Source organism: Streptomyces silaceus (assembly GCF_001419745.1).
GTDB classification, from domain to species: Bacteria; Actinomycetota; Actinomycetes; order Streptomycetales; family Streptomycetaceae; genus Streptomyces; species Streptomyces silaceus.
In genome coordinates this window covers 35,755-54,175 of record NZ_LIRJ01000123.1, presented here as the reverse complement: position 1 = coordinate 54,175, position 18,421 = coordinate 35,755, and the positions used below count along the sequence as shown (strand labels likewise).

Sequence of the window (18,421 nt, the reverse complement as noted above, 5' to 3'; positions counted from 1 at the left end):
GCGACGACGTTCTTGGCGACCCAGCGCATCGCGTACGCCGCGGAGCGGTCCACCTTCGACGGGTCCTTGCCCGAGAAGGCGCCGCCGCCGTGGCGGGCCATGCCGCCGTAGGTGTCGATGATGATCTTGCGGCCGGTGAGGCCGGCGTCGCCCATCGGGCCGCCGATCTCGAAGCGGCCGGTGGGGTTGACCAGCAGGCGGTAGCCCTCGGTCTCCAGCTTGATGCCGTCCTCGAGGAGGGCCTTCAGCTCGGGCTCGACCACGAACTCCCGGATGTCGGGCGCAAGCAGCGAGTCCAGGTCGATGTCCGAGGCGTGCTGCGAGGAGACGACGACCGTGTCGAGGCGGACGGCCTTGTCGCCGTCGTACTCGATGGTGACCTGGGTCTTGCCGTCGGGACGCAGGTAGGGGATGGTGCCGTTCTTGCGGACCTCGGACAGGCGGCGCGACAGGCGGTGCGCGAGGTGGATCGGGAGCGGCATCAGCTCCGGGGTCTCGTCGCAGGCGTAGCCGAACATCAGGCCCTGGTCGCCCGCGCCCTGCTTGTCGAGCTCGTCCTCGTCGCCCTCGACGCGCTTCTCGTACGCCGTGTCGACGCCCTGCGCGATGTCGGGCGACTGCGACCCGATGGACACCGAGACGCCGCAGGAGGCGCCGTCGAAGCCCTTCTTCGAGGAGTCGTAACCGATCTCGAGGATCTTCTCGCGCACGAGCTGCGCGATCGGCGCGTACGCCTTCGTCGTGACCTCACCGGCCACGTGGACCAGGCCGGTGGTGATCAGCGTCTCCACGGCGACCCGGGACGTCGGGTCCTCACGCAGAAGCGCATCGAGAATGGTGTCGCTGATCTGGTCAGCGATCTTGTCGGGGTGACCCTCGGTCACAGACTCCGAGGTAAAGAGGCGCCGGGACACATCGCTCCCTGTGGTTGCAGCGGCTGCTGGCTGATCATTTGTGGACTGCCGGAGGCTGCGCCCGGCGTCGTCCGAGACCAGTTTATCGGTCACTCTTGCCCGCCGGACCACATGTCTCGCCACTTGGGAGCCCTGTGACCTGCGGCACTGCATTGTGCGGTACGACGATCAGTCTCCACCAGAGGGCCTCGTGTCCGGTTTTCCCGGATTTGAGGCGGCCGCTGGGGCGAAAATGACATTGAGCCCCGGCCATCGAGACCCCGTCAAGGGATTCGTAGAAAAGCAGCCAAGTTCGGCCAAGAGCCGAAAGGTGCGGACCTCGGGCGATCTTGGCTGCATCGCGGATCGGACAGGATCCGTCACACTTTTTTGTCCGAATGGCGAGACGGGGTGAGACGTGGCGGCTCCCTGCCGGGCTCAGGAGGGCTCGCTCAGGACAGGCGCTCGGCGACCAGGTCCCAGACCGTGTCCGCGAGGGCCTCCTTGGGACCGTACGGCACCGGCGTCTCGCTGCCGTCGGCGCCCAGCACGACCGCCTCGTTCTCCTCGGAGCCGAAGGTCTTGCGCTCCCCGACCTCGTTGACGACCAGCAGGTCGCAGCCCTTGCGCGCGAGCTTGGCGCGGCCGTTGGCGAGGACGTCGTCGGTCTCGGCGGCGAAGCCGACGACCACCTGGCCGGGGCGCTGCCGCTCCCCCGCGACCTCGGCGAGGATGTCGGGGTTGCGGACCAGGGCGATCGGCGCCGGCTCCTCGCCGTCCTTCTTCTTGATCTTCCCTGCGGCGTACGCCGCGGGGCGGAAGTCCGCCACGGCGGCCGCCATCACGACGGCGTCGGCGTCGGCCGCGGCCTTCAGGACGGCCTCGCGCAGCTGCACGGCGGTGCCGACCGGCACGACGTCCACGCCCGCCGGGTCGGGCAGCGCCGCGTTCGCCGCCACGAGCGTCACGCGGGCGCCGCGGGCGGCGGCGCTGCGGGCCAGCGCGTAGCCCTGCTTGCCCGAGGAGCGGTTGCCCAGGAAGCGGACGGGGTCGAGGGGCTCACGGGTGCCGCCGGCGCTCACGACGACATGGCGTCCTTCGAGGTCCCGCGCCAGGTCGCCACGGGCGAGCACGCGCCGCGCGACCTCGAAGAGCTCGACGGGGTCGGGGAAGCGGCCCTTGCCCGTGTCGACGCCGGTGAGGCGGCCGACGGCGGGCTCGACGACCAGGGCACCGCGGCGGCGCAGCGTGGCGACGTTCTCCTGGGTGGCCGGGTGCTCCCACATCTCCGTGTGCATCGCCGGGGCGAACATCACCGGACAGCGGGCCGTCAGGAGCGTGTTCGTGAGCAGGTCGTCGGCCAGGCCGTGGGCGGCCTTGGCGAGCATGTCGGCGGTGGCGGGGGCGACGATCACAAGGTCGGCGTGCTGCCCGATGCGCACGTGCGGCACCTCGTGGACGTCGGACCAGACCTCGGTGGAGACGGGGTTGCCGGAGAGCGCCGACCAGGTCGCCGCGCCGACGAAGTGCAGCGCCGACTCGGTGGGCACGACGCGTACGTCATGGCCCGACTCGGTGAGCCTCCGCAGCAGCTCGCACGCCTTGTAGGCGGCGATGCCCCCGCTGACCCCCAGGACTACCTTCGGCTTCTCGGCCACTGCCTCTGTCTCCCCGCACTCGGATGCGTACGCGTTCGGATGCGTACCACTCCATGACACACCACAGGCCCGGCAGCCGTGCTGCCGGGCCTGTGGTGAAAGGCGCGAACGCTTACTGGGCGGGGCCCTCGATGGCCTCGGACGTCAGCAGACCCGCGTTGATCTCGCGGAGCGCGATCGACAGCGGCTTCTCGTGGACGTGCGTGTCCACCAGGGGGCCGACGTACTCCAGGAGGCCCTCACCGAGCTGCGAGTAGTACGCGTTGATCTGACGGGCGCGCTTGGCGGCGTAGATCACCAGGCTGTACTTCGAGTCGGTTGCTTCGAGCAGCTCATCAATCGGCGGGTTGATGATGCCCTCGGGCGCGGTGATGGAAGAGGACACTCTCTGCCTTCCGATGGGGTCAAGACCAGAGGGTCGAGACAGGGGTAAAGATCAAAGAACCTTCATCAAGGCTAGCAGCTCACGCGCCACGTCCTCGACGGAGGTATTGACCAGGGTCGTGTCGAACTCGGCCTCGGCGGCGAGCTCCACCTTGGCGGCGGCGAGCCTGCGCTCGATCACCTCGGGCGCCTCGGTGCCCCGGCCGGTGAGCCGGCGGACCAGCTCGTCCCAGCTCGGCGGAGCCAGGAAGACCAGCTGCGCCTCGGGCATCGACTCGCGCACCAGGCGCGCGCCCTGCAGGTCGATCTCCAGGAGGACCGGCTCGCCCGCCTCCAGACGTTCCAGCACCGCGCGGCGGGGTGTGCCGTAGCGGTTGCCCGCGAACTCGGCCCACTCCAGGAGCTCGCCGTTGGCGATCAGCTTGTCCATCTCCTCGTCGGAGACGAAGAAGTACTGGACACCGTGCTTCTCACCGGGGCGCGGCTTGCGTGTGGTGGCCGAGACCGAGAGCCAGACGTCGGGGTGTTCCTTGCGCATATGGGCGACGACCGTGCTCTTGCCGACCCCGGAGGGGCCGGAGAGCACGGTCAGCCGCGGACGTTCACTCATGCAGCGATTATCCAGGTTCTCAGGAGTGCCTGAGAACATCAGCCGGCGGCACTGCCACCGAACTCGCGCTCGAGCGACGCGATCTGGTTGGAGCCGAGACCGCGTACGCGGCGGCTTTCGGAGATGCCAAGGCGCTCCATGATCTGCTTGGCGCGGACCTTGCCCACGCCCGGCAGGGACTCCAGGAGAGCGGAGACCTTCATCTTGCCGATGACGTCGTTCTCCTGGCCCTGCTTGATGACCTCGTGAAGGGAGGCGCCGGAGTGCTTGAGTCGATTCTTCACCTCGGCCCGCTCCCGGCGAGCCGCGGCGGCCTTTTCGAGCGCGGCTGCGCGCTGTTCAGGGGTAAGGGGCGGAAGAGCCACGCCTACGTCACCTCGGATGTCGAACTGTCGGATACGGACCGGTGAGGAACCTAGTCGCCCCACACCTGGTGAGCAACGTGCAACGCGCTTGCCCGTTGGCTCTCGTCGGAGACTAGCGGCCAAGGCCGCCCGAGTCAGCGAGAACAGACGAAAAGTCCTGGTCAGCCTCTGCCGAGACGTACATATCGGGCATTTCGCACCGGATTTGGGGTGGTGACCCGCCAACGGAACGTATGCGCGGGGCTCGACACGCCGCTCAGGCCGCTTCGACGGCCGCCCTGATCTCGTCCGCGAAGCGCGCCGCGGAGTCGCGCAGGCCCCCGACGTCGGGTCCGTTGCGCAGGACGCCCCGGCTGACGCTCGGCACCACGTTGCGCACGGCCGCGCCGAACACGCCCGGCAGGTCGGCCGGGGTCGCCCCCTGCGCGCCGATGCCCGGAGCGAGCAGCGGACCGTTGACCGCGAGGTCGTACGAGGACAGGTCGCCCAGCGTCGCGCCGACGACCGCGCCGAAGGACCCCAGGGGCGCCGCCCCGGCGTTCTCCGCGGCGAGGTGGCCGAGGATCGTGGCCCCGACCGTGCGCCCGTCCTCGCGCACCGCGTGCTGCACCTCGGCGCCCTCGGGGTTGGAGGTCAGCGCGAGCACGAAGAGCCCGGCGCCGTTCTCGCGCGCGAGGTCGACGGCCGGCTTCAGGGAGCCGTACCCGAGGTAGGGCGAGACCGTGAGCGCGTCGCTGAACAGCGGCGAGTCCTTGTGCAGGAAGGTCTCGGCGTACGCGGCCATGGTCGAGCCGATGTCGCCGCGCTTGGCGTCCATGACGACCAGGGCGCCGGCCGCGCGCAGCTCCTCGACCGCCTTCTCCAGCACGGCGACGCCGCGCGAGCCGAAGCGCTCGAAGAAGGCGCTCTGCGGCTTGAACACGGCGACCGTGCCGGCCAGCGCCTCGACGACGGTGCGCGTGAACCGCTCCAGGCCCGCGATGTCGTCGTTCAGGCCCCAGGCGGACAGCAGCGAGGCGTGCGGGTCGATGCCGACGCACAGGGGACCGCGCTCGTCCATGGCGTGGCGCAGGCGCGTGCCGAAGGGCTCCAGGGGGCTCATGCGGGCTTCCTCACGTCGGCGCCGACCGCGTCGGCGAGGGTGGCGTACGGGCTGGTGCGCAGGCGCGCGGCGAGGCCCTTGTGGATCGCGCGGCCCCAGAAGGGACCCTCGTAGATGAAGGCGCTGTAGCCCTGGATCAGGGTGGCGCCCGCGAGGATGCGCTGCCAGGCGTCCTCGGCGTTCTCGATGCCGCCGACGCCCACCAGGGTGATCCGGTCGCCCACGCGCGCGTAGAGGCGGCGCAGGACCTCCAGGGAGCGCTCCTTCAGGGGCGCCCCGGACAGTCCGCCGGTCTCCCCGTAGAGGGCGGGGTCGGAGGTCAGACCGAGTCCCTCGCGCGCGATGGTGGTGTTCGTGGCGATGATGCCGTCCAGGCCGAGCTCGACGGCGAGGTCGGCGACCGCGTCGACGTCCTCGTCGGCCAGGTCCGGCGCGATCTTGACGAGCAGCGGGACGCGGCGGCCCTCGACGCTGCGGTCGGCGGCCTCGCGCACGGCGCTCAGCAGGGGCCGCAGCGACTCGGTGGCCTGGAGGTTGCGCAGGCCCGGGGTGTTCGGGGAGGAGACGTTGACCACGAGGTAGTCGGCGTGGCGGGCCAGGCGCTCGGTCGACTTCACGTAGTCGGCGGCGGCCTCCTCCTCGGGGACGACCTTGGTCTTGCCGATGTTCACGCCGACGACCGTCCTGAAGACGGGCGTACGCGCCGCGAGGCGCTCGGCGACGGCCGCCGAGCCCTCGTTGTTGAAGCCCATGCGGTTGATCAGCGCGCGGTCCGGGACCAGGCGGAACAGCCGCTTCTTGGGGTTGCCGGGCTGCGGCTCGCCGGTGACCGTGCCGATCTCGACGTGGTCGAAGCCGAGCATCGACATGCCGTCGATGGCGACGGCGTTCTTGTCGAAGCCGGCGGCGAGCCCGAAGGGGCCGTGCATCCGCAGCCCGAAGGCCTCGGTGCGCAGCTCCTTGTGGCGCGGCGCGAGGACGGCCGCGACGAACGTGCGCAGGACGGGGACGCGGGCCGCGAGGCGGATCCAGCGGAAGGCCAGGTAGTGCGCCTTCTCGGGGTCCATGCGCTTGAAGACGAGGTCGAAGAAGAGCTTGTACATGAGAGGTGTCCTCACCAGAAGGGGGACACCGTGGTGTCGGTGTCCCCCTTGTGGGCTGCTAGTCGCGGGCCGCGGTCAGGTGTTCCGCGTGTTCCTGGAGCGAACGGACGCCGACGTCCCCCCGGCCGAGGGCGTCGATGCCCTGGACCGCGGCGGCGAGCGCCTGGACCGTCGTCAGACACGGCACGGAGCGTGCCACGGCCGCCGTACGGATCTCGTAGCCGTCGAGGCGGCCACCGGTGCCGTAGGGGGTGTTGACGATGAGGTCGACGCCGCCGTCGTGGATGAGCTGGACGATGGTCTTCTCGCCGTTCGGGCCCTCGCCCTCGGACTGCTTGCGCACGACGGTGGCGTTGATGCCGTTGCGCTTGAGCACCTCGGCCGTGCCGGACGTGGCGAACAACTCGAAGCCGTGCGCGACCAGTTCACGCGCCGGGAAGATCATCGAGCGCTTGTCGCGGTTGGCGACGGAGATGAAGGCGCGGCCCTTGGTCGGCAGCGGACCGTAGGCGCCCGCCTGCGACTTGGCGTACGCCGTCCCGAACACCGAGTCGATGCCCATGACTTCACCGGTGGAGCGCATCTCCGGGCCGAGCACGGTGTCGACGCCGCGGCCGTGGATGTCGCGGAAGCGCGACCACGGCATGACGGCCTCCTTGACCGAGATCGGCGCGTCCATCGGCAGCGTGCCGCCGTCGCCGGTCGCCGGCAGCATGCCCTCGGCGCGCAGCTCGGCGATGGTCGCGCCGAGCGAGATGCGCGCGGCGGCCTTGGCCAGCGGCACCGCGGTCGCCTTCGAGGTGAAGGGGACGGTGCGCGAGGCGCGCGGGTTGGCCTCCAGGACGTAGAGGATGTCCCCGGCCATCGCGAACTGGATGTTGATCAGGCCGCGCACGCCGACGCCCTTGGCGATGCCCTCCGTGGAGGCGCGCAGACGCTTGATGTCGAAGCCGCCGAGGGTGATCGGGGGCAGGGCGCACGCCGAGTCGCCGGAGTGGATGCCGGCCTCCTCGATGTGCTCCATGACGCCGCCGAGGTAGAGCTCCTCGCCGTCGTAGAGCGCGTCGACGTCGATCTCGATGGCGTCGTCGAGGAAGCGGTCGACGAGGACCGGCCGCGAGGGGCTGATCTCGGTCGACTCCTCGATGTACGCGGCGAGCCGGGTCTCGTCGTAGACGATCTCCATGCCGCGGCCGCCGAGCACGTAGGACGGGCGGACGAGCACGGGGTAGCCGATCTCGTCGGCGATGGCCTTCGCCTCGGCGAACGTCGTCGCGGTGCCGTGCTTGGGCGCCGGCAGGCCGGCCTCCGCGAGCACGCGGCCGAACGCGCCGCGGTCCTCGGCGGCGTGGATGGCCTCGGGCGAGGTGCCCACGATCGGCACGCCGTTGTCCTTGAGCGCCTGCGACAGGCCCAGCGGGGTCTGACCGCCGAGCTGCACGACGACGCCCGCGACCGGGCCCGCCAGCGTCTCCGCGTGGACGATCTCCAGGACGTCCTCGAGGGTCAGCGGCTCGAAGTAGAGGCGGTCGGAGGTGTCGTAGTCCGTGGAGACCGTCTCCGGGTTGCAGTTGACCATCACGGTCTCGTAGCCCGCGTCGCTCAGCGCGAAGGAGGCGTGGACGCAGGAGTAGTCGAACTCGATGCCCTGGCCGATGCGGTTCGGGCCGGAGCCCAGGATGATCACCGCGGGCTTCTCGCGCCGCGCGACCTCGCTCTCCTCGTCGTACGCGGAGTAGAAGTACGGCGTCTTCGCGGCGAACTCGGCGGCGCAGGTGTCGACCGTCTTGTAGACCGGGCGGACACCGAGGGCCTGGCGCACCTCGCGGACGACGTCCTCGCGCAGGCCGCGGATCTCGGCGATCTGGGCGTCGGAGAAGCCGTGGCGCTTGGCCTCGGCGAGCAGGTCGGCGTCCAGGCGCTCGGCGGCGGCCAGCTCGTCGGCGATCTCCTTGATCAGGAAGAGCTGGTCGACGAACCACGGGTCGATCTTCGTGGCGTCGAAGACCTCGGCCGGGGTGGCGCCGGCGCGGATGGCCGCCATGACGGTGTTGACGCGGCCGTCGGTCGGGCGGACGGCCTCTTCCAGGAGCTCGGCCTTGTCACCGGGCTCGCCCACGAACGTGAACTGCGAGCCCTTCTTCTCCAGCGAGCGCAGCGCCTTCTGCAGCGCCTCGGTGAAGTTGCGGCCGATCGCCATGGCCTCGCCGACCGACTTCATGGTGGTCGTCAGGGTCGAGTCCGCCGACGGGAACTTCTCGAAGGCGAAGCGCGGGGCCTTGACGACGACGTAGTCGAGGGTCGGCTCGAAGGAGGCCGGGGTCTTCTCGGTGATGTCGTTGGGGATCTCGTCGAGCGTGTAGCCGACGGCCAGCTTCGCGGCGATCTTCGCGATCGGGAAGCCGGTGGCCTTGGAGGCCAGCGCGGAGGACCGCGAGACGCGCGGGTTCATCTCGATGACGATGACCCGGCCGTCCTCGGGGTTCACCGCGAACTGGATGTTGCAGCCGCCGGTGTCGACGCCGACCTCGCGGATGATCGCGATGCCGACGTCCCGCAGGATCTGGTACTCGCGGTCGGTCAGCGTCATCGCGGGCGCGACGGTGATCGAGTCGCCGGTGTGCACGCCCATCGGGTCGAAGTTCTCGATGGAGCAGACGACCACGACGTTGTCGTGCTTGTCGCGCATCAGCTCCAGCTCGTACTCCTTCCAGCCGAGGATGGACTCCTCCAGGAGCACCTCGGTGGTCGGGGAGAGCGTCAGGCCCTGGCCCGCGATGCGGCGCAGTTCCTCCTCGTCGTGCGCGAAGCCGGAGCCTGCGCCGCCCATGGTGAAGGAGGGGCGGACGACGACCGGGTAGCCGCCGAGGGTGTCGACGCCGTTGAGGACGTCGTCCATGGAGTGGCAGATGACCGAGCGGGCGGACTCGCCGTGGCCGATCTTCTTGCGGACCTCCTCCACGACCTCCTTGAACAGGTCGCGGTCCTCGCCCTTGTTGATCGCCTCGACGTTGGCGCCGATGAGCTCGACGCCGTACTTCTCCAGGACGCCCTGCTCGTGCATGGAGATCGCCGTGTTGAGGGCCGTCTGGCCGCCCAGCGTCGGCAGGAGCGCGTCGGGGCGCTCCTTGGCGATGATCTTCTCGACGAACTCCGGGGTGATCGGCTCGACGTACGTGGCGTCGGCGATCTCCGGGTCGGTCATGATCGTCGCCGGGTTGGAGTTGACGAGGATGACGCGCAGGCCCTCGGACTTGAGGATGCGGCAGGCCTGGGTGCCGGAGTAGTCGAACTCGGCTGCCTGACCGATGACGATCGGGCCGGACCCGATGACCAGGACGGACTGGATATCGGTGCGCTTAGGCACGCTGGCCCTCCATCAGGGATACGAAGCGGTCGAAGAGGTAGGCGGCGTCGTGCGGGCCCGCGGCGGCCTCCGGGTGGTACTGCACCGAGAAGGCCGGCTGGTCGAGCAGCTGGAGGCCCTCGACGACGTCGTCGTTGAGACAGACGTGGGAGACCTCGGCGCGGCCGAAGGGCGTCTCGCTGACCTTGTCGAGCGGCGCGTCGACCGCGAAGCCGTGGTTGTGCGCGGTGACCTCGACCTTGCCGGTGGTGCGGTCCTGCACCGGCTGGTTGATGCCGCGGTGGCCGTACTTCAGCTTGTAGGTGCCGAAGCCGAGGGCGCGGCCGAGGATCTGGTTGCCGAAGCAGATGCCGAAGAGCGGCGTCCTGCGCTGGAGGACGGCGGTCATGAGCGCGACCGGGCCCTCGGCGGTGGCCGGGTCGCCCGGGCCGTTGGAGAAGAACACGCCGTCGGGGGCGACCGCGTACACGTCCTCCTCGGTGGCGGTGGCGGGCAGGACGTGCACCTCGATGCCGCGCTCGGCCATGCGGTGCGGGGTCATGCCCTTGATGCCGAGGTCGATGGCGGCGACGGTGAACTTCTTCTCGCCGATCGCCGGGACGACGTAGGTCTCCTTGGTGGCGACCTCCTCGTACAGGCTCGCGCCCTTCATCTGGGGCTGGGCCTGCACGCGGGCGAGCAGCTCGGCGTCCTTGGCCAGCGCGTCACCGGAGAAGATGCCGGAGCGCATGGAGCCGCGCTCGCGCAGGTGGCGGGTGAGGGCGCGGGTGTCGATGCCGGAGATGCCGACGATGCCCTGGTTGACCAGCTCGTCGTCGAGCGAGCGCTTCGCCCGCCAGTTCGAGGGGATGCGGGCGGGGTCGCGGACCACGTACCCGGAGACCCAGATGCGGCTCGACTCGTCGTCCTCGTCGTTCCAGCCCGTGTTGCCGATCTGCGGGGCGGTGGCGACCACGATCTGGCGGTCGTACGAGGGGTCGGTGAGGGTCTCCTGGTAGCCGGTCATGCCGGTGGAGAACACCGCTTCACCGAAGGTCTCCCCCACGGCCCCGTAGGCACGGCCGCGGAAGATGCGGCCGTCCTCCAGGACGAGTACGGCAGGAACCTTGCTGGCTCCCCTGGTGGAGGTCGTCATCGTGCGGTGCCTTCCGTCGTGCTGGTGGTGGTGATCATGTTGTTGATGGTCTCGACCCACTCCGCCTGCTCGGCCGCGTGGTCCGAGCGGAAACCGGAGTCGATCAGCTTCCCGCCGTGCTCCCAGGTGACGATCAGCAGACCGCCCTCCGCGAGGACCTTGCCGGCGATGCCCTTGTCGAGGCGGGCCTCGCGCAGTTGGCCGGCCGGGACGAAGAAGTCGGTGGCGCCGGGGCGTACGACGTCCAGACCCGCGTCGGTGAGCGTCAGCTCGACGCGACTGCGGGTGCCGAGGCCGTGCGCCACGATGCGGTCGAGCCACTGCCCGGCCGAGGTGGAGCCGTGGTACCGGCCGCTCAGCTCAAGTCTCGCCGGACCCGGCTCGCTCGGCGCGCCGGGCAGCTCGGGCAGGTCGCCCTGGAGCGTGCCGCGCCACTTCCAGCCCTCGCGCATCAGCCAGTAGACGAGCGCGATGAAGAAGAGCAGTCCGACGACCCAGCCGATGCGTGCGGCCCAGTCGGTCACGTCCGCCGATTCCTTCTCGGCGGCCAGTTGAAGAAGAGATGTCACGCGAGCTTCCCGTCGACGAGCGTGGCCCGACCCCGGAGCCACGTGTGCGTGACGCGGCCCGGCAGCTCACGGCCCTCGTAGGGAGTGTTGCGGCTGCGCGAGGCGAAGCCCGCGGGGTCCACTGCTCCACGGTAATCGGCATCGACCAGAACCAGGTTGGCGGGCTCACCTGCCGAGACGGGACGTCCATGGCCGGTCGCCTGCCCGATCTCCGCCGGCTTGACGGACATCCGGTCGGCGACGGCCTCCCAGGTCAGCAGGCCCGTCTCGACCATCGTCGCCTGGACGACGGAGAGCGCGGTCTCCAGGCCGACCATGCCCATGGCGGCCGCGGCCCACTCGCAGTCCTTGTCCTCGTGGGGGTGCGGGGCGTGGTCGGTGGCGACGATGTCGATGGTGCCGTCGGCGAGGGCCTCGCGCAGCGCCATGACGTCGCGCTCGGTGCGCAGCGGCGGGTTGACCTTGTAGACCGGGTTGTACGTGCGCACCATCTCGTCGGTGAGGAGCAGGTGGTGCGGGGTGACCTCGGCGGTGACGTCGATGCCGCGCGACTTGGCCCAGCGCACGATCTCCACGGACCCGGCGGTCGACAGGTGGCAGATGTGCACCCGCGAGCCCACGTGCTCGGCGAGGAGCACGTCACGCGCGATGATCGACTCCTCGGCGACGGCGGGCCAGCCGCCGAGGCCGAGCTCCGCGGAGACGACGCCCTCGTTCATCTGGGCGCCCTCGGTGAGCCGCGGCTCCTGCGCGTGCTGGGCGACGACGCCGCCGAAGGCCTTCACGTACTCCAGGGCGCGGCGCATGATCACGGCGTCGTCGACGCACTTGCCGTCGTCGGAGAAGACGGTGACGCCGGCGGCGGACTCGTGCATGGCGCCGAGCTCGGCGAGCTTCTTGCCCTCCAGGCCCACGGTGACGGCGCCGATGGGCTGCACGTCGCAGTAGCCGGACTCCTTGCCGAGGCGGTAGACCTGCTCGACGACGCCGGCGGTGTCGGCGACGGGGAAGGTGTTGGCCATGGCGAACACGGCGGTGTAGCCACCGGAGGCGGCGGCGCGGGTGCCGGTCAGGACGGTCTCGGAGTCCTCGCGGCCCGGCTCGCGCAGGTGGGTGTGGAGGTCGACCAGGCCCGGCAGGAGGACCTTGCCCTCGGCCTCGACGACCTCGGCGCCCTCGGCACAGAGCCCGGCGCCGACGGCCTCGATGGTCTCGCCGTCGATCAGGACGTCCTGCGCCTCGCCGCCGAGCACCTTCGCACCACGGATCAGGATCTTGCTCATGTTCTTACTTCTCCTCGGTACGGGGGTGGGTGCTGGCGGGCTCGTTGCCGCCCAGCAGCAGATAGAGGACGGCCATGCGGATGGAGACGCCGTTGGCGACCTGCTCGACGACCGTGCAGCGGTCGGAGTCGGCGACCTCGGCGGTGATCTCCATGCCGCGGACCATCGGGCCCGGGTGCATCACGATGGCGTGCTCGGGCATCTTCGCCATGCGCTCGCCGTCCAGGCCGTAGCGCCGCGAGTACTCGCGCTCGGTGGGGAAGAACGCGGCGTTCATGCGCTCGCGCTGCACCCGCAGCATCATCACGGCGTCGGACTTCGGCAGCACCCGGTCCAGGTCGTACGAGACCTCGCAGGGCCAGCTCTCGACGCCGACCGGCACCAGGGTGGGCGGGGCGACCAGGGTGACCTCGGCGCCGAGGGTGTGCAGCAGGTCCACGTTCGAGCGGGCCACACGGCTGTGCAGGACGTCGCCGACGAGCGTGATGTGCTTGCCCGCCAGGTCCTGGCCGAGGCCGGCGTCGGGGCCGACGAGGCGGCGCCGCATGGTGAAGGCGTCGAGCAGGGCCTGGGTGGGGTGCTGGTGGGTGCCGTCGCCCGCGTTGATGACGGCGGCGTCGATCCAGCCGGAGGTCGCCAGGCGGTAGGGGGCGCCGGAGGCGCCGTGGCGGATGACGACGGCGTCGACGCCCATCGCCTCCAGGGTCTGGGCGGTGTCCTTGAGGGACTCGCCCTTGGAGACCGAGGAGCCCTTGGCCGCGAAGTTGATGACGTCGGCGGAGAGGCGCTTCTCGGCGGCCTCGAAGGAGATCCGGGTGCGGGTCGAGTCCTCGAAGAAGAGGTTGACCACGGTGCGCCCGCGCAGCGCGGGGAGCTTCTTGATCGGCCGGTCGGCGACCCGCGCCATCTCCTCGGCCGTGTCGAGGATCAGGACGGCGTCGTCGCGGGAGAGGTCGGCGGCCGAGATGAGGTGTCGCATCATCTGGGTGTACTCCGGTGTGAGGAGGTCTTGCGGGCACGCGGGCGCGCAGGGGTGTGCCCCGGGCCCGTGAGGGAGGAAGCCGGTCCTATGCGGAGGCGGGCTTGGCGCCGAGCAGCACGGCGTCGCGGCCGTCCTCCTCGGCGAGCTGCACCTTGACCGTCTCCCGCAGCGACGTGGGGAGGTTCTTGCCGACGTAGTCGGCGCGGATGGGCAGTTCGCGGTGGCCGCGGTCGACGAGGACGGCGAGCTGGACCGCGCGGGGGCGGCCGATGTCGTTCAGCGCGTCGAGGGCGGCACGGATGGTGCGGCCGGAGAAGAGCACGTCGTCGACCAGGACGACCAGGCGGCCGTCGATGCCGTCACCGGGGATCTCGGTGCGGGCCAGCGCGCGCGGCGGATGCATGCGCAGGTCGTCGCGGTACATGGTGATATCGAGGGAGCCGACCGGGATCTTTCGACCGGTGATCTCTTCGAGCTTCTCGGCGAGCCGGCGGCCGAGGAAGACGCCGCGGGTGGGAATGCCGAGCAGCACCACGTCGTCGGCGCCCTTGGCGCGCTCGACGATCTCGTGGGCGATGCGGGTCAACACCCGCGCGATGTCCGGGCCTTCGAGTACGGGCCGCGCGACACCGGGGTCATTCGTGTCCATGAGAAACGGACCTCCTTCTCCGCCTCACGGGACGGACTTTAAAGGACGTCGAAATTGCGCCATCCACAGTACCAGCACTGATGACGGGCCACGTCATCACCCTCCACCGAAGGGGCGGTACGGACCATTCGGCTTGACGCAAGCAAGTAACGCTGCGTAACCTCACAGTGAGTTACCAGCCACGCGGCGGAGCCGCATGATTGTCGCAGCGTCCGGGGAGCTATATGTCCAGCGAATACGCCAAGCAGCTCGGGGCCAAGCTCCGCGCGATCCGTACCCAGCAGGGCCTTTCCCTCCACGGCGTCGAGGAGAAGTCCCAGGGACGCTGGAAGGCGGTCGTCGTGGGGTCGTACGAGCGCGGCGACCGTGCCGTGACCGTGCAGCGCCTCGCCGAGCTGGCGGACTTCTACGGCGTCCCGGTGCAGGAGCTCCTTCCGGGCACGGCCCCCGGTGGCGCCGCCGAGCCGCCGCCGAAGCTCGTCCTCGACCTGGAGCGGCTGGCCCACGTGCCGGCCGAGAAGGCGGGCCCCTTGCAGCGTTACGCCGCCACGATCCAGTCGCAGCGCGGTGACTACAACGGCAAGGTGCTCTCGATCCGCCAGGACGACCTGCGCACCCTCGCCGTCATTTACGACCAGTCCCCCTCGGTGCTCACCGAGCAGCTGATCAGCTGGGGCGTCCTGGACGCGGACGCGCGCCGCGCCGTCGCCCACGAAGAGGTCTGAGCCCCGCGCAAGACTTCAGCAGAAACGTGCCGCCGGGGTGGCCGCAGCCGAAAGGCCGCGGCCGCCCCGGCGGCTTTCTGCTATTTCCCGCGCATTTCCTCCACGGCCCTCTCCCCGAAAGACTCCGCGGTCCCCCTCGGGCCGCCGGACCGCCGGGAATCCATGGCCAATGCCGGGGCCAATCCCGAGGCACACGCCGGGAAAACCCGGAGGGCCCGCAGCAAAGGCGCTGCGGGCCCTCCGGGTGTCGTACGGGAAGGCTTACGCGTCGTCCCGGCGCAGGGACGGCTTCAGGTCCTTGAAGCGCCCGAGCAGGCCGTTGACGAACGACGGGGACTCGTCCGTGGAGAACTCCTTGGCGAGCTGGACCGCCTCGTCGAGCACCACGGCGTCCGGCGTGGCATCCACCCAGACGAGCTCGTAGGCACCGAGCCGCAGGATGTTCCGGTCGACCACCGGCATGCGGTCCAGGGTCCACCCGACGGCGTACTGCGAGATGAGCTCGTCGATGCGGCGCTCGTGCTGGGCATAGCCCTCGACGAGCTCCATCGTGTACTCGCTCACCGGCGGCTGCCGGGTGTCGGACCGCGAGTGGCGCACCCAGTCCGCGAGGACCGTCAGGACGTCGGTGCCGCGCTGGTCGGCCTCGAAGAGGATCTGGAAGGCGCGCTTGCGGGCCGTGTTACGAGCAGCCACGGTTAGCTGTTCACCCGGCCGAGGTAGCCGCTGTCACGGGTGTCGACCTTGATCTTCTCGCCCGTGGTGATGAAGAGCGGGACCTGGATCTGGTGGCCGGTCTCCAGCGTGGCGGGCTTGGTGCCACCGGTGGAGCGGTCGCCCTGGACGCCCGGCTCGGTCTCCTGGATGACGAGCTCGACGGCGGCGGGCAGCTCGACGTAGAGGACCTCGCCCTCGTGCTGCGCGACGGAGGCGGTGAAGCCCTCGATCAGGAAGTTGGCGGCGTCGCCGACGGCCTTCTTGTCGACGTGGAGCTGGTCATAGGTCTCCATGTCCATGAAGACGAAGTACTCGCCGTCCATGTAGGAGAACTGCATGTCGCGCTTGTCGATCGTGGCCGTTTCGACCTTGACGCCGGCGTTGAACGTCTTGTCGACGACCTTGCCGGAGAGCACGTTCTTGAGCTTGGTGCGCACGAAGGCCGGGCCCTTGCCGGGCTTGACGTGCTGGAACTCGACGACGGACCAGAGCTGGCCGCCTTCGAGCTTGAGCACCAGGCCGTTCTTGAGGTCGTTCGTGGAAGCCACGGTTGCGGAATCTCCTGGACTGACGTGGACGACGCAGGGGGCAGGCGCCGCGGCGGATGCCGCTACAGCGCGAGCAGCTCCTTGGTCGTAATGGTGAGTAGCTCGGGTCCGCCGTCCGCCTCGGGGCGCACGACGAGCGTGTCATCGATCCGGACGCCGCCCCTGCCCGGGAGGTGAACCCCCGGTTCGACGGTGACCGGCACGCAAGCGTCCAGTTTACCCATGGCCGCGGGGGCCAACTGCGGGTCCTCGTCGATTTCGAGGCCGACGCCGTGTCCGGTCAGCGGAGGGAGTCCATCCGCATAGCCCGCGGAGTCGAGTACGTGGCGTGCCGCGTGATCCACGTCGCGGCAGGCCGCACCGGGTACGAGGGCCTCGCGGCCAGCCCGCTGGGCGGCGAAGACGAGGTCGTACAGCTCGATCTGCCAGTCGGCGGGTGACGTGCCGATGACGAACGTACGCCCGATCTCGGAGCGGTATCCGCGGTAGCTCGCGCCCAGGCAGACGGAGAGGAAGTCGCCCTCCTCCACCCGGCGGTCCGAGGGGCGGTGCCCGCCCTTGCCGGAGTTGGGTCCGGTGCCGACCGAGGTGGCGAAGGCGGGGCCGTCGGCGCCGTGGTCGACGAGACGCCGCTCCAGTTCGAGGGCCAGGTGCCGCTCGGTGCGTCCCACCAGGATCGATTCGAGCAGCTCCCCCAGCGCCTGGTCGGCGATCTCGGCGCCGATCCGCAGACAGGAGATCTCCTCCTCGTCCTTGACGTATCGCAGCTGCTCGACGGCCGTGCCGAGGTCCGTCAGGCGCAGCCCGGGAGCGACCGAACCGAGCGCCCGGTGCCGGGCCACGGTCAGGTGGTGCTCCTCGACGGCCAGCGCGTCGACGCCCTGGGCGGCCGCGAGGCCCGCGCCCGCCACGGCCGGGTCGGCGCCGGGCGCGGACAGCAGCTGCGTCCGCAACGCCTCGTCGGGCCGCCCGTCCCCCGGCTGCTCACCGGGCGGACGCCCGCACAGCAGTACGTCCTCGTCACCGCCGATCAGGAGTACGGCGCCGTGGGGCGCCGCACCCGCGAGATAGCGGACGTTGGCGGGCCGGGAGACCAGCGCCGCGGCACCCCCGGCCCCGGCACACCGCTCCCTCACCCGCTCCCTGCGCACCGCGTACACCTCTGACATGGCACGAGCCTAAGAGCCCCACCCCCACCCGGCCCGATCAGCGCGTCCGACCGGGCGTCGGGGGACGTCAGTGCGAGGTCAGGCGGTCGGCGCCGCTACCACGTGGGCGGGCTCGCGATGGCTCGGGCGAGGACGTCGTCCAGGACCTGGGCCGTGGCGGGGACGTCGAGTTGGGAGTTGTCGATGATGGGGAGGCCCGAGCCGTACCAGCCGGCCATGCGGCCGTGGATGCGGGCGACCTCCTCGTCCGTGAGGCGGCGGTTGCCGCTGCGCTCGGCGTTGCGCTCCAGGACGATCTCCAGGCCCGGGAGGAGGACGACCGGCAGCAGGCCGGGGCCCACGTGCCGCTTCCAGCCGCCGAGGCCGACGACCGGGCGGTCCGGGAACACCGCGTCGTCGAGGATGCAGGAGATGCCGTTGGCCAGGAAGTTGCGCGCGGCGAAGCCGCAGGTACGGCGGGCCAGGCGGTACTGCGCCTCCGAGTGGTCGTTCCACCCCGACTGGGGGTCGGCGAAGCCAGAGCGCACCCACTCGCGCACGTCGTCGAGGCTGATGTGGGCCGTCGGCACCCGGCGGTGCTCGGCCCAGTACTTGGCGACGCTGGTCTTGCCCGCGCCCGCGGGGCCGATCAGGAGCACGGCGAGCGTCGTGGCGCCGGTGTCGGCCTGGGCCGTGCCCTGCGGCGGGCTCGGCATCGCGACGGGACCGCCCGGCGGCAGCTGGACGTGCCCCGTGGTGTCCGGGTTCGGCGGCACGGGACCGCGGCCGAGCTGAAGAGTGGCAGGCGCCTGCCCCGGAGCGGGGGGCGCCTGGCCCGGAGCAGGAGGTGCCTGAGGTGCCTGGCCCGGGGCCTGGGGCGCGGAGCCCACGAAGCCCGGCGCGGGAGGCGGCGGCGCACCCTGCGGCGCGGCGCCCGGACGCGGCGCGCCCGGATGGTGTGCGGCCTGCGGCCAGCCGGTGGCCGGTCCGTGCCCCGGCTGGTGGGGCGGCGGCAGCGGAGATCCCCCTGCGTGCTGCATCCGGTGCCACTCCGTCTCGTACGACTGACGCTGCTCGGGCGGCGCCCGAGCCGCCCGTTACCGAACGGTACCGTCCCCGGCCGCCGTTGTGTGAACGGCCGGGGAGGCCCCAAGGTGCCCGTGGCCAAAACGCCCGGCCACGC

At 70.7% G+C, this 18,421-nt stretch carries 18 protein-coding genes; 1 reads left to right on the top strand and 17 read right to left on the bottom strand.

Going from position 1 to position 18,421, the window contains the following annotated elements; all coding sequences use genetic code 11:
- The 13 genes from metK to pyrR form a co-directional block, all read right to left on the bottom strand.
- On the bottom strand, window positions 1-914 hold a 914-nt coding region (gene metK, locus AOK22_RS13895; RefSeq protein ID WP_244164777.1), incomplete at its 3' end, for a methionine adenosyltransferase.
- 431 nt (window positions 915-1,345) lie between these two features.
- Window positions 1,346-2,551 carry a bifunctional phosphopantothenoylcysteine decarboxylase/phosphopantothenate--cysteine ligase CoaBC gene (gene coaBC, locus AOK22_RS13890; RefSeq protein ID WP_055698941.1) on the bottom strand — a complete coding sequence of 402 codons (1,206 nt, stop codon included), beginning with the start codon at window positions 2,549-2,551 and terminating at the stop codon, window positions 1,346-1,348.
- Window positions 2,552-2,663: 112 nt separating this feature from the next.
- On the bottom strand, window positions 2,664-2,936 hold the full coding sequence (gene rpoZ, locus AOK22_RS13885; RefSeq protein WP_005319902.1) for a DNA-directed RNA polymerase subunit omega: 273 nt from the start codon (window positions 2,934-2,936) through the stop codon (window positions 2,664-2,666).
- Between the two features lie 51 nt (window positions 2,937-2,987).
- Entirely contained in the window at window positions 2,988-3,545 is a 558-nt protein-coding gene (gene gmk, locus AOK22_RS13880; protein WP_055698940.1) for a guanylate kinase, read from the bottom strand.
- 38 nt (window positions 3,546-3,583) lie between these two features.
- Window positions 3,584-3,910 (bottom strand): integration host factor, encoded by a 327-nt coding sequence (locus AOK22_RS13875; RefSeq protein ID WP_055698939.1) that lies wholly within the window; start codon window positions 3,908-3,910, stop codon window positions 3,584-3,586.
- A gap of 256 nt (window positions 3,911-4,166) precedes the next feature.
- On the bottom strand, window positions 4,167-5,012 hold the full coding sequence (pyrF, locus tag AOK22_RS13870; protein WP_055698938.1) for an orotidine-5'-phosphate decarboxylase: 846 nt from the start codon (window positions 5,010-5,012) through the stop codon (window positions 4,167-4,169).
- Window positions 5,009-6,115, bottom strand: a complete 1,107-nt coding sequence (locus AOK22_RS13865; RefSeq protein WP_055698937.1) for a quinone-dependent dihydroorotate dehydrogenase — start codon at window positions 6,113-6,115, stop codon at window positions 5,009-5,011. The genes pyrF and AOK22_RS13865 overlap by 4 nt, the downstream gene beginning before the upstream one ends.
- A gap of 58 nt (window positions 6,116-6,173) precedes the next feature.
- Entirely contained in the window at window positions 6,174-9,482 is a 3,309-nt protein-coding gene (gene carB / locus AOK22_RS13860) for a carbamoyl-phosphate synthase large subunit (protein WP_055698936.1), read from the bottom strand.
- On the bottom strand, window positions 9,475-10,617 hold the full coding sequence (carA, locus tag AOK22_RS13855; RefSeq protein WP_055698935.1) for a glutamine-hydrolyzing carbamoyl-phosphate synthase small subunit: 1,143 nt from the start codon (window positions 10,615-10,617) through the stop codon (window positions 9,475-9,477). Before carA ends, carB begins: the two co-directional genes overlap by 8 nt.
- Window positions 10,614-11,186, bottom strand: coding sequence for a PH-like domain-containing protein (locus AOK22_RS13850; RefSeq protein ID WP_079036546.1), 573 nt, complete (start codon window positions 11,184-11,186; stop codon window positions 10,614-10,616). Before AOK22_RS13850 ends, carA begins: the two co-directional genes overlap by 4 nt.
- Window positions 11,183-12,469 carry a dihydroorotase gene (locus tag AOK22_RS13845; protein WP_055698933.1) on the bottom strand — a complete coding sequence of 429 codons (1,287 nt, stop codon included), beginning with the start codon at window positions 12,467-12,469 and terminating at the stop codon, window positions 11,183-11,185. The genes AOK22_RS13850 and AOK22_RS13845 overlap by 4 nt, the downstream gene beginning before the upstream one ends.
- Before the next feature lie 4 nt (window positions 12,470-12,473).
- Entirely contained in the window at window positions 12,474-13,451 is a 978-nt protein-coding gene (locus tag AOK22_RS13840) for an aspartate carbamoyltransferase catalytic subunit (protein ID WP_055698932.1), read from the bottom strand.
- A gap of 85 nt (window positions 13,452-13,536) precedes the next feature.
- Window positions 13,537-14,100, bottom strand: a complete 564-nt coding sequence (gene pyrR / locus AOK22_RS13835; RefSeq protein ID WP_055698931.1) for a bifunctional pyr operon transcriptional regulator/uracil phosphoribosyltransferase PyrR — start codon at window positions 14,098-14,100, stop codon at window positions 13,537-13,539.
- Window positions 14,101-14,324: 224 nt separating this feature from the next.
- Between pyrR and bldD the strand changes: the two genes are divergently transcribed.
- Window positions 14,325-14,825, top strand: coding sequence for a transcriptional regulator BldD (bldD, locus tag AOK22_RS13830; protein ID WP_055698930.1), 501 nt, complete (start codon window positions 14,325-14,327; stop codon window positions 14,823-14,825).
- Between the two features lie 261 nt (window positions 14,826-15,086).
- On the opposite strand, the gene nusB is transcribed toward bldD, so the two are convergent.
- The 4 genes from nusB to AOK22_RS13810 all read right to left on the bottom strand — a co-directional run bounded on the left by nusB (window position 15,087) and on the right by AOK22_RS13810 (window position 18,278).
- Window positions 15,087-15,521 (bottom strand): transcription antitermination factor NusB, encoded by a 435-nt coding sequence (gene nusB, locus AOK22_RS13825; protein ID WP_055698929.1) that lies wholly within the window; start codon window positions 15,519-15,521, stop codon window positions 15,087-15,089.
- A 2-nt stretch (window positions 15,522-15,523) separates the two neighbouring features.
- On the bottom strand, window positions 15,524-16,090 hold the full coding sequence (efp, locus tag AOK22_RS13820) for an elongation factor P (protein ID WP_055698928.1): 567 nt from the start codon (window positions 16,088-16,090) through the stop codon (window positions 15,524-15,526).
- 62 nt (window positions 16,091-16,152) lie between these two features.
- Entirely contained in the window at window positions 16,153-17,259 is a 1,107-nt protein-coding gene (locus AOK22_RS13815) for an aminopeptidase P family protein (protein ID WP_055698927.1), read from the bottom strand.
- 95 nt (window positions 17,260-17,354) lie between these two features.
- Entirely contained in the window at window positions 17,355-18,278 is a 924-nt protein-coding gene (locus AOK22_RS13810; protein ID WP_079036545.1) for a Pro-rich N-terminal domain-containing protein, read from the bottom strand.
- Window positions 18,279-18,421: the final 143 nt, after the last annotated feature.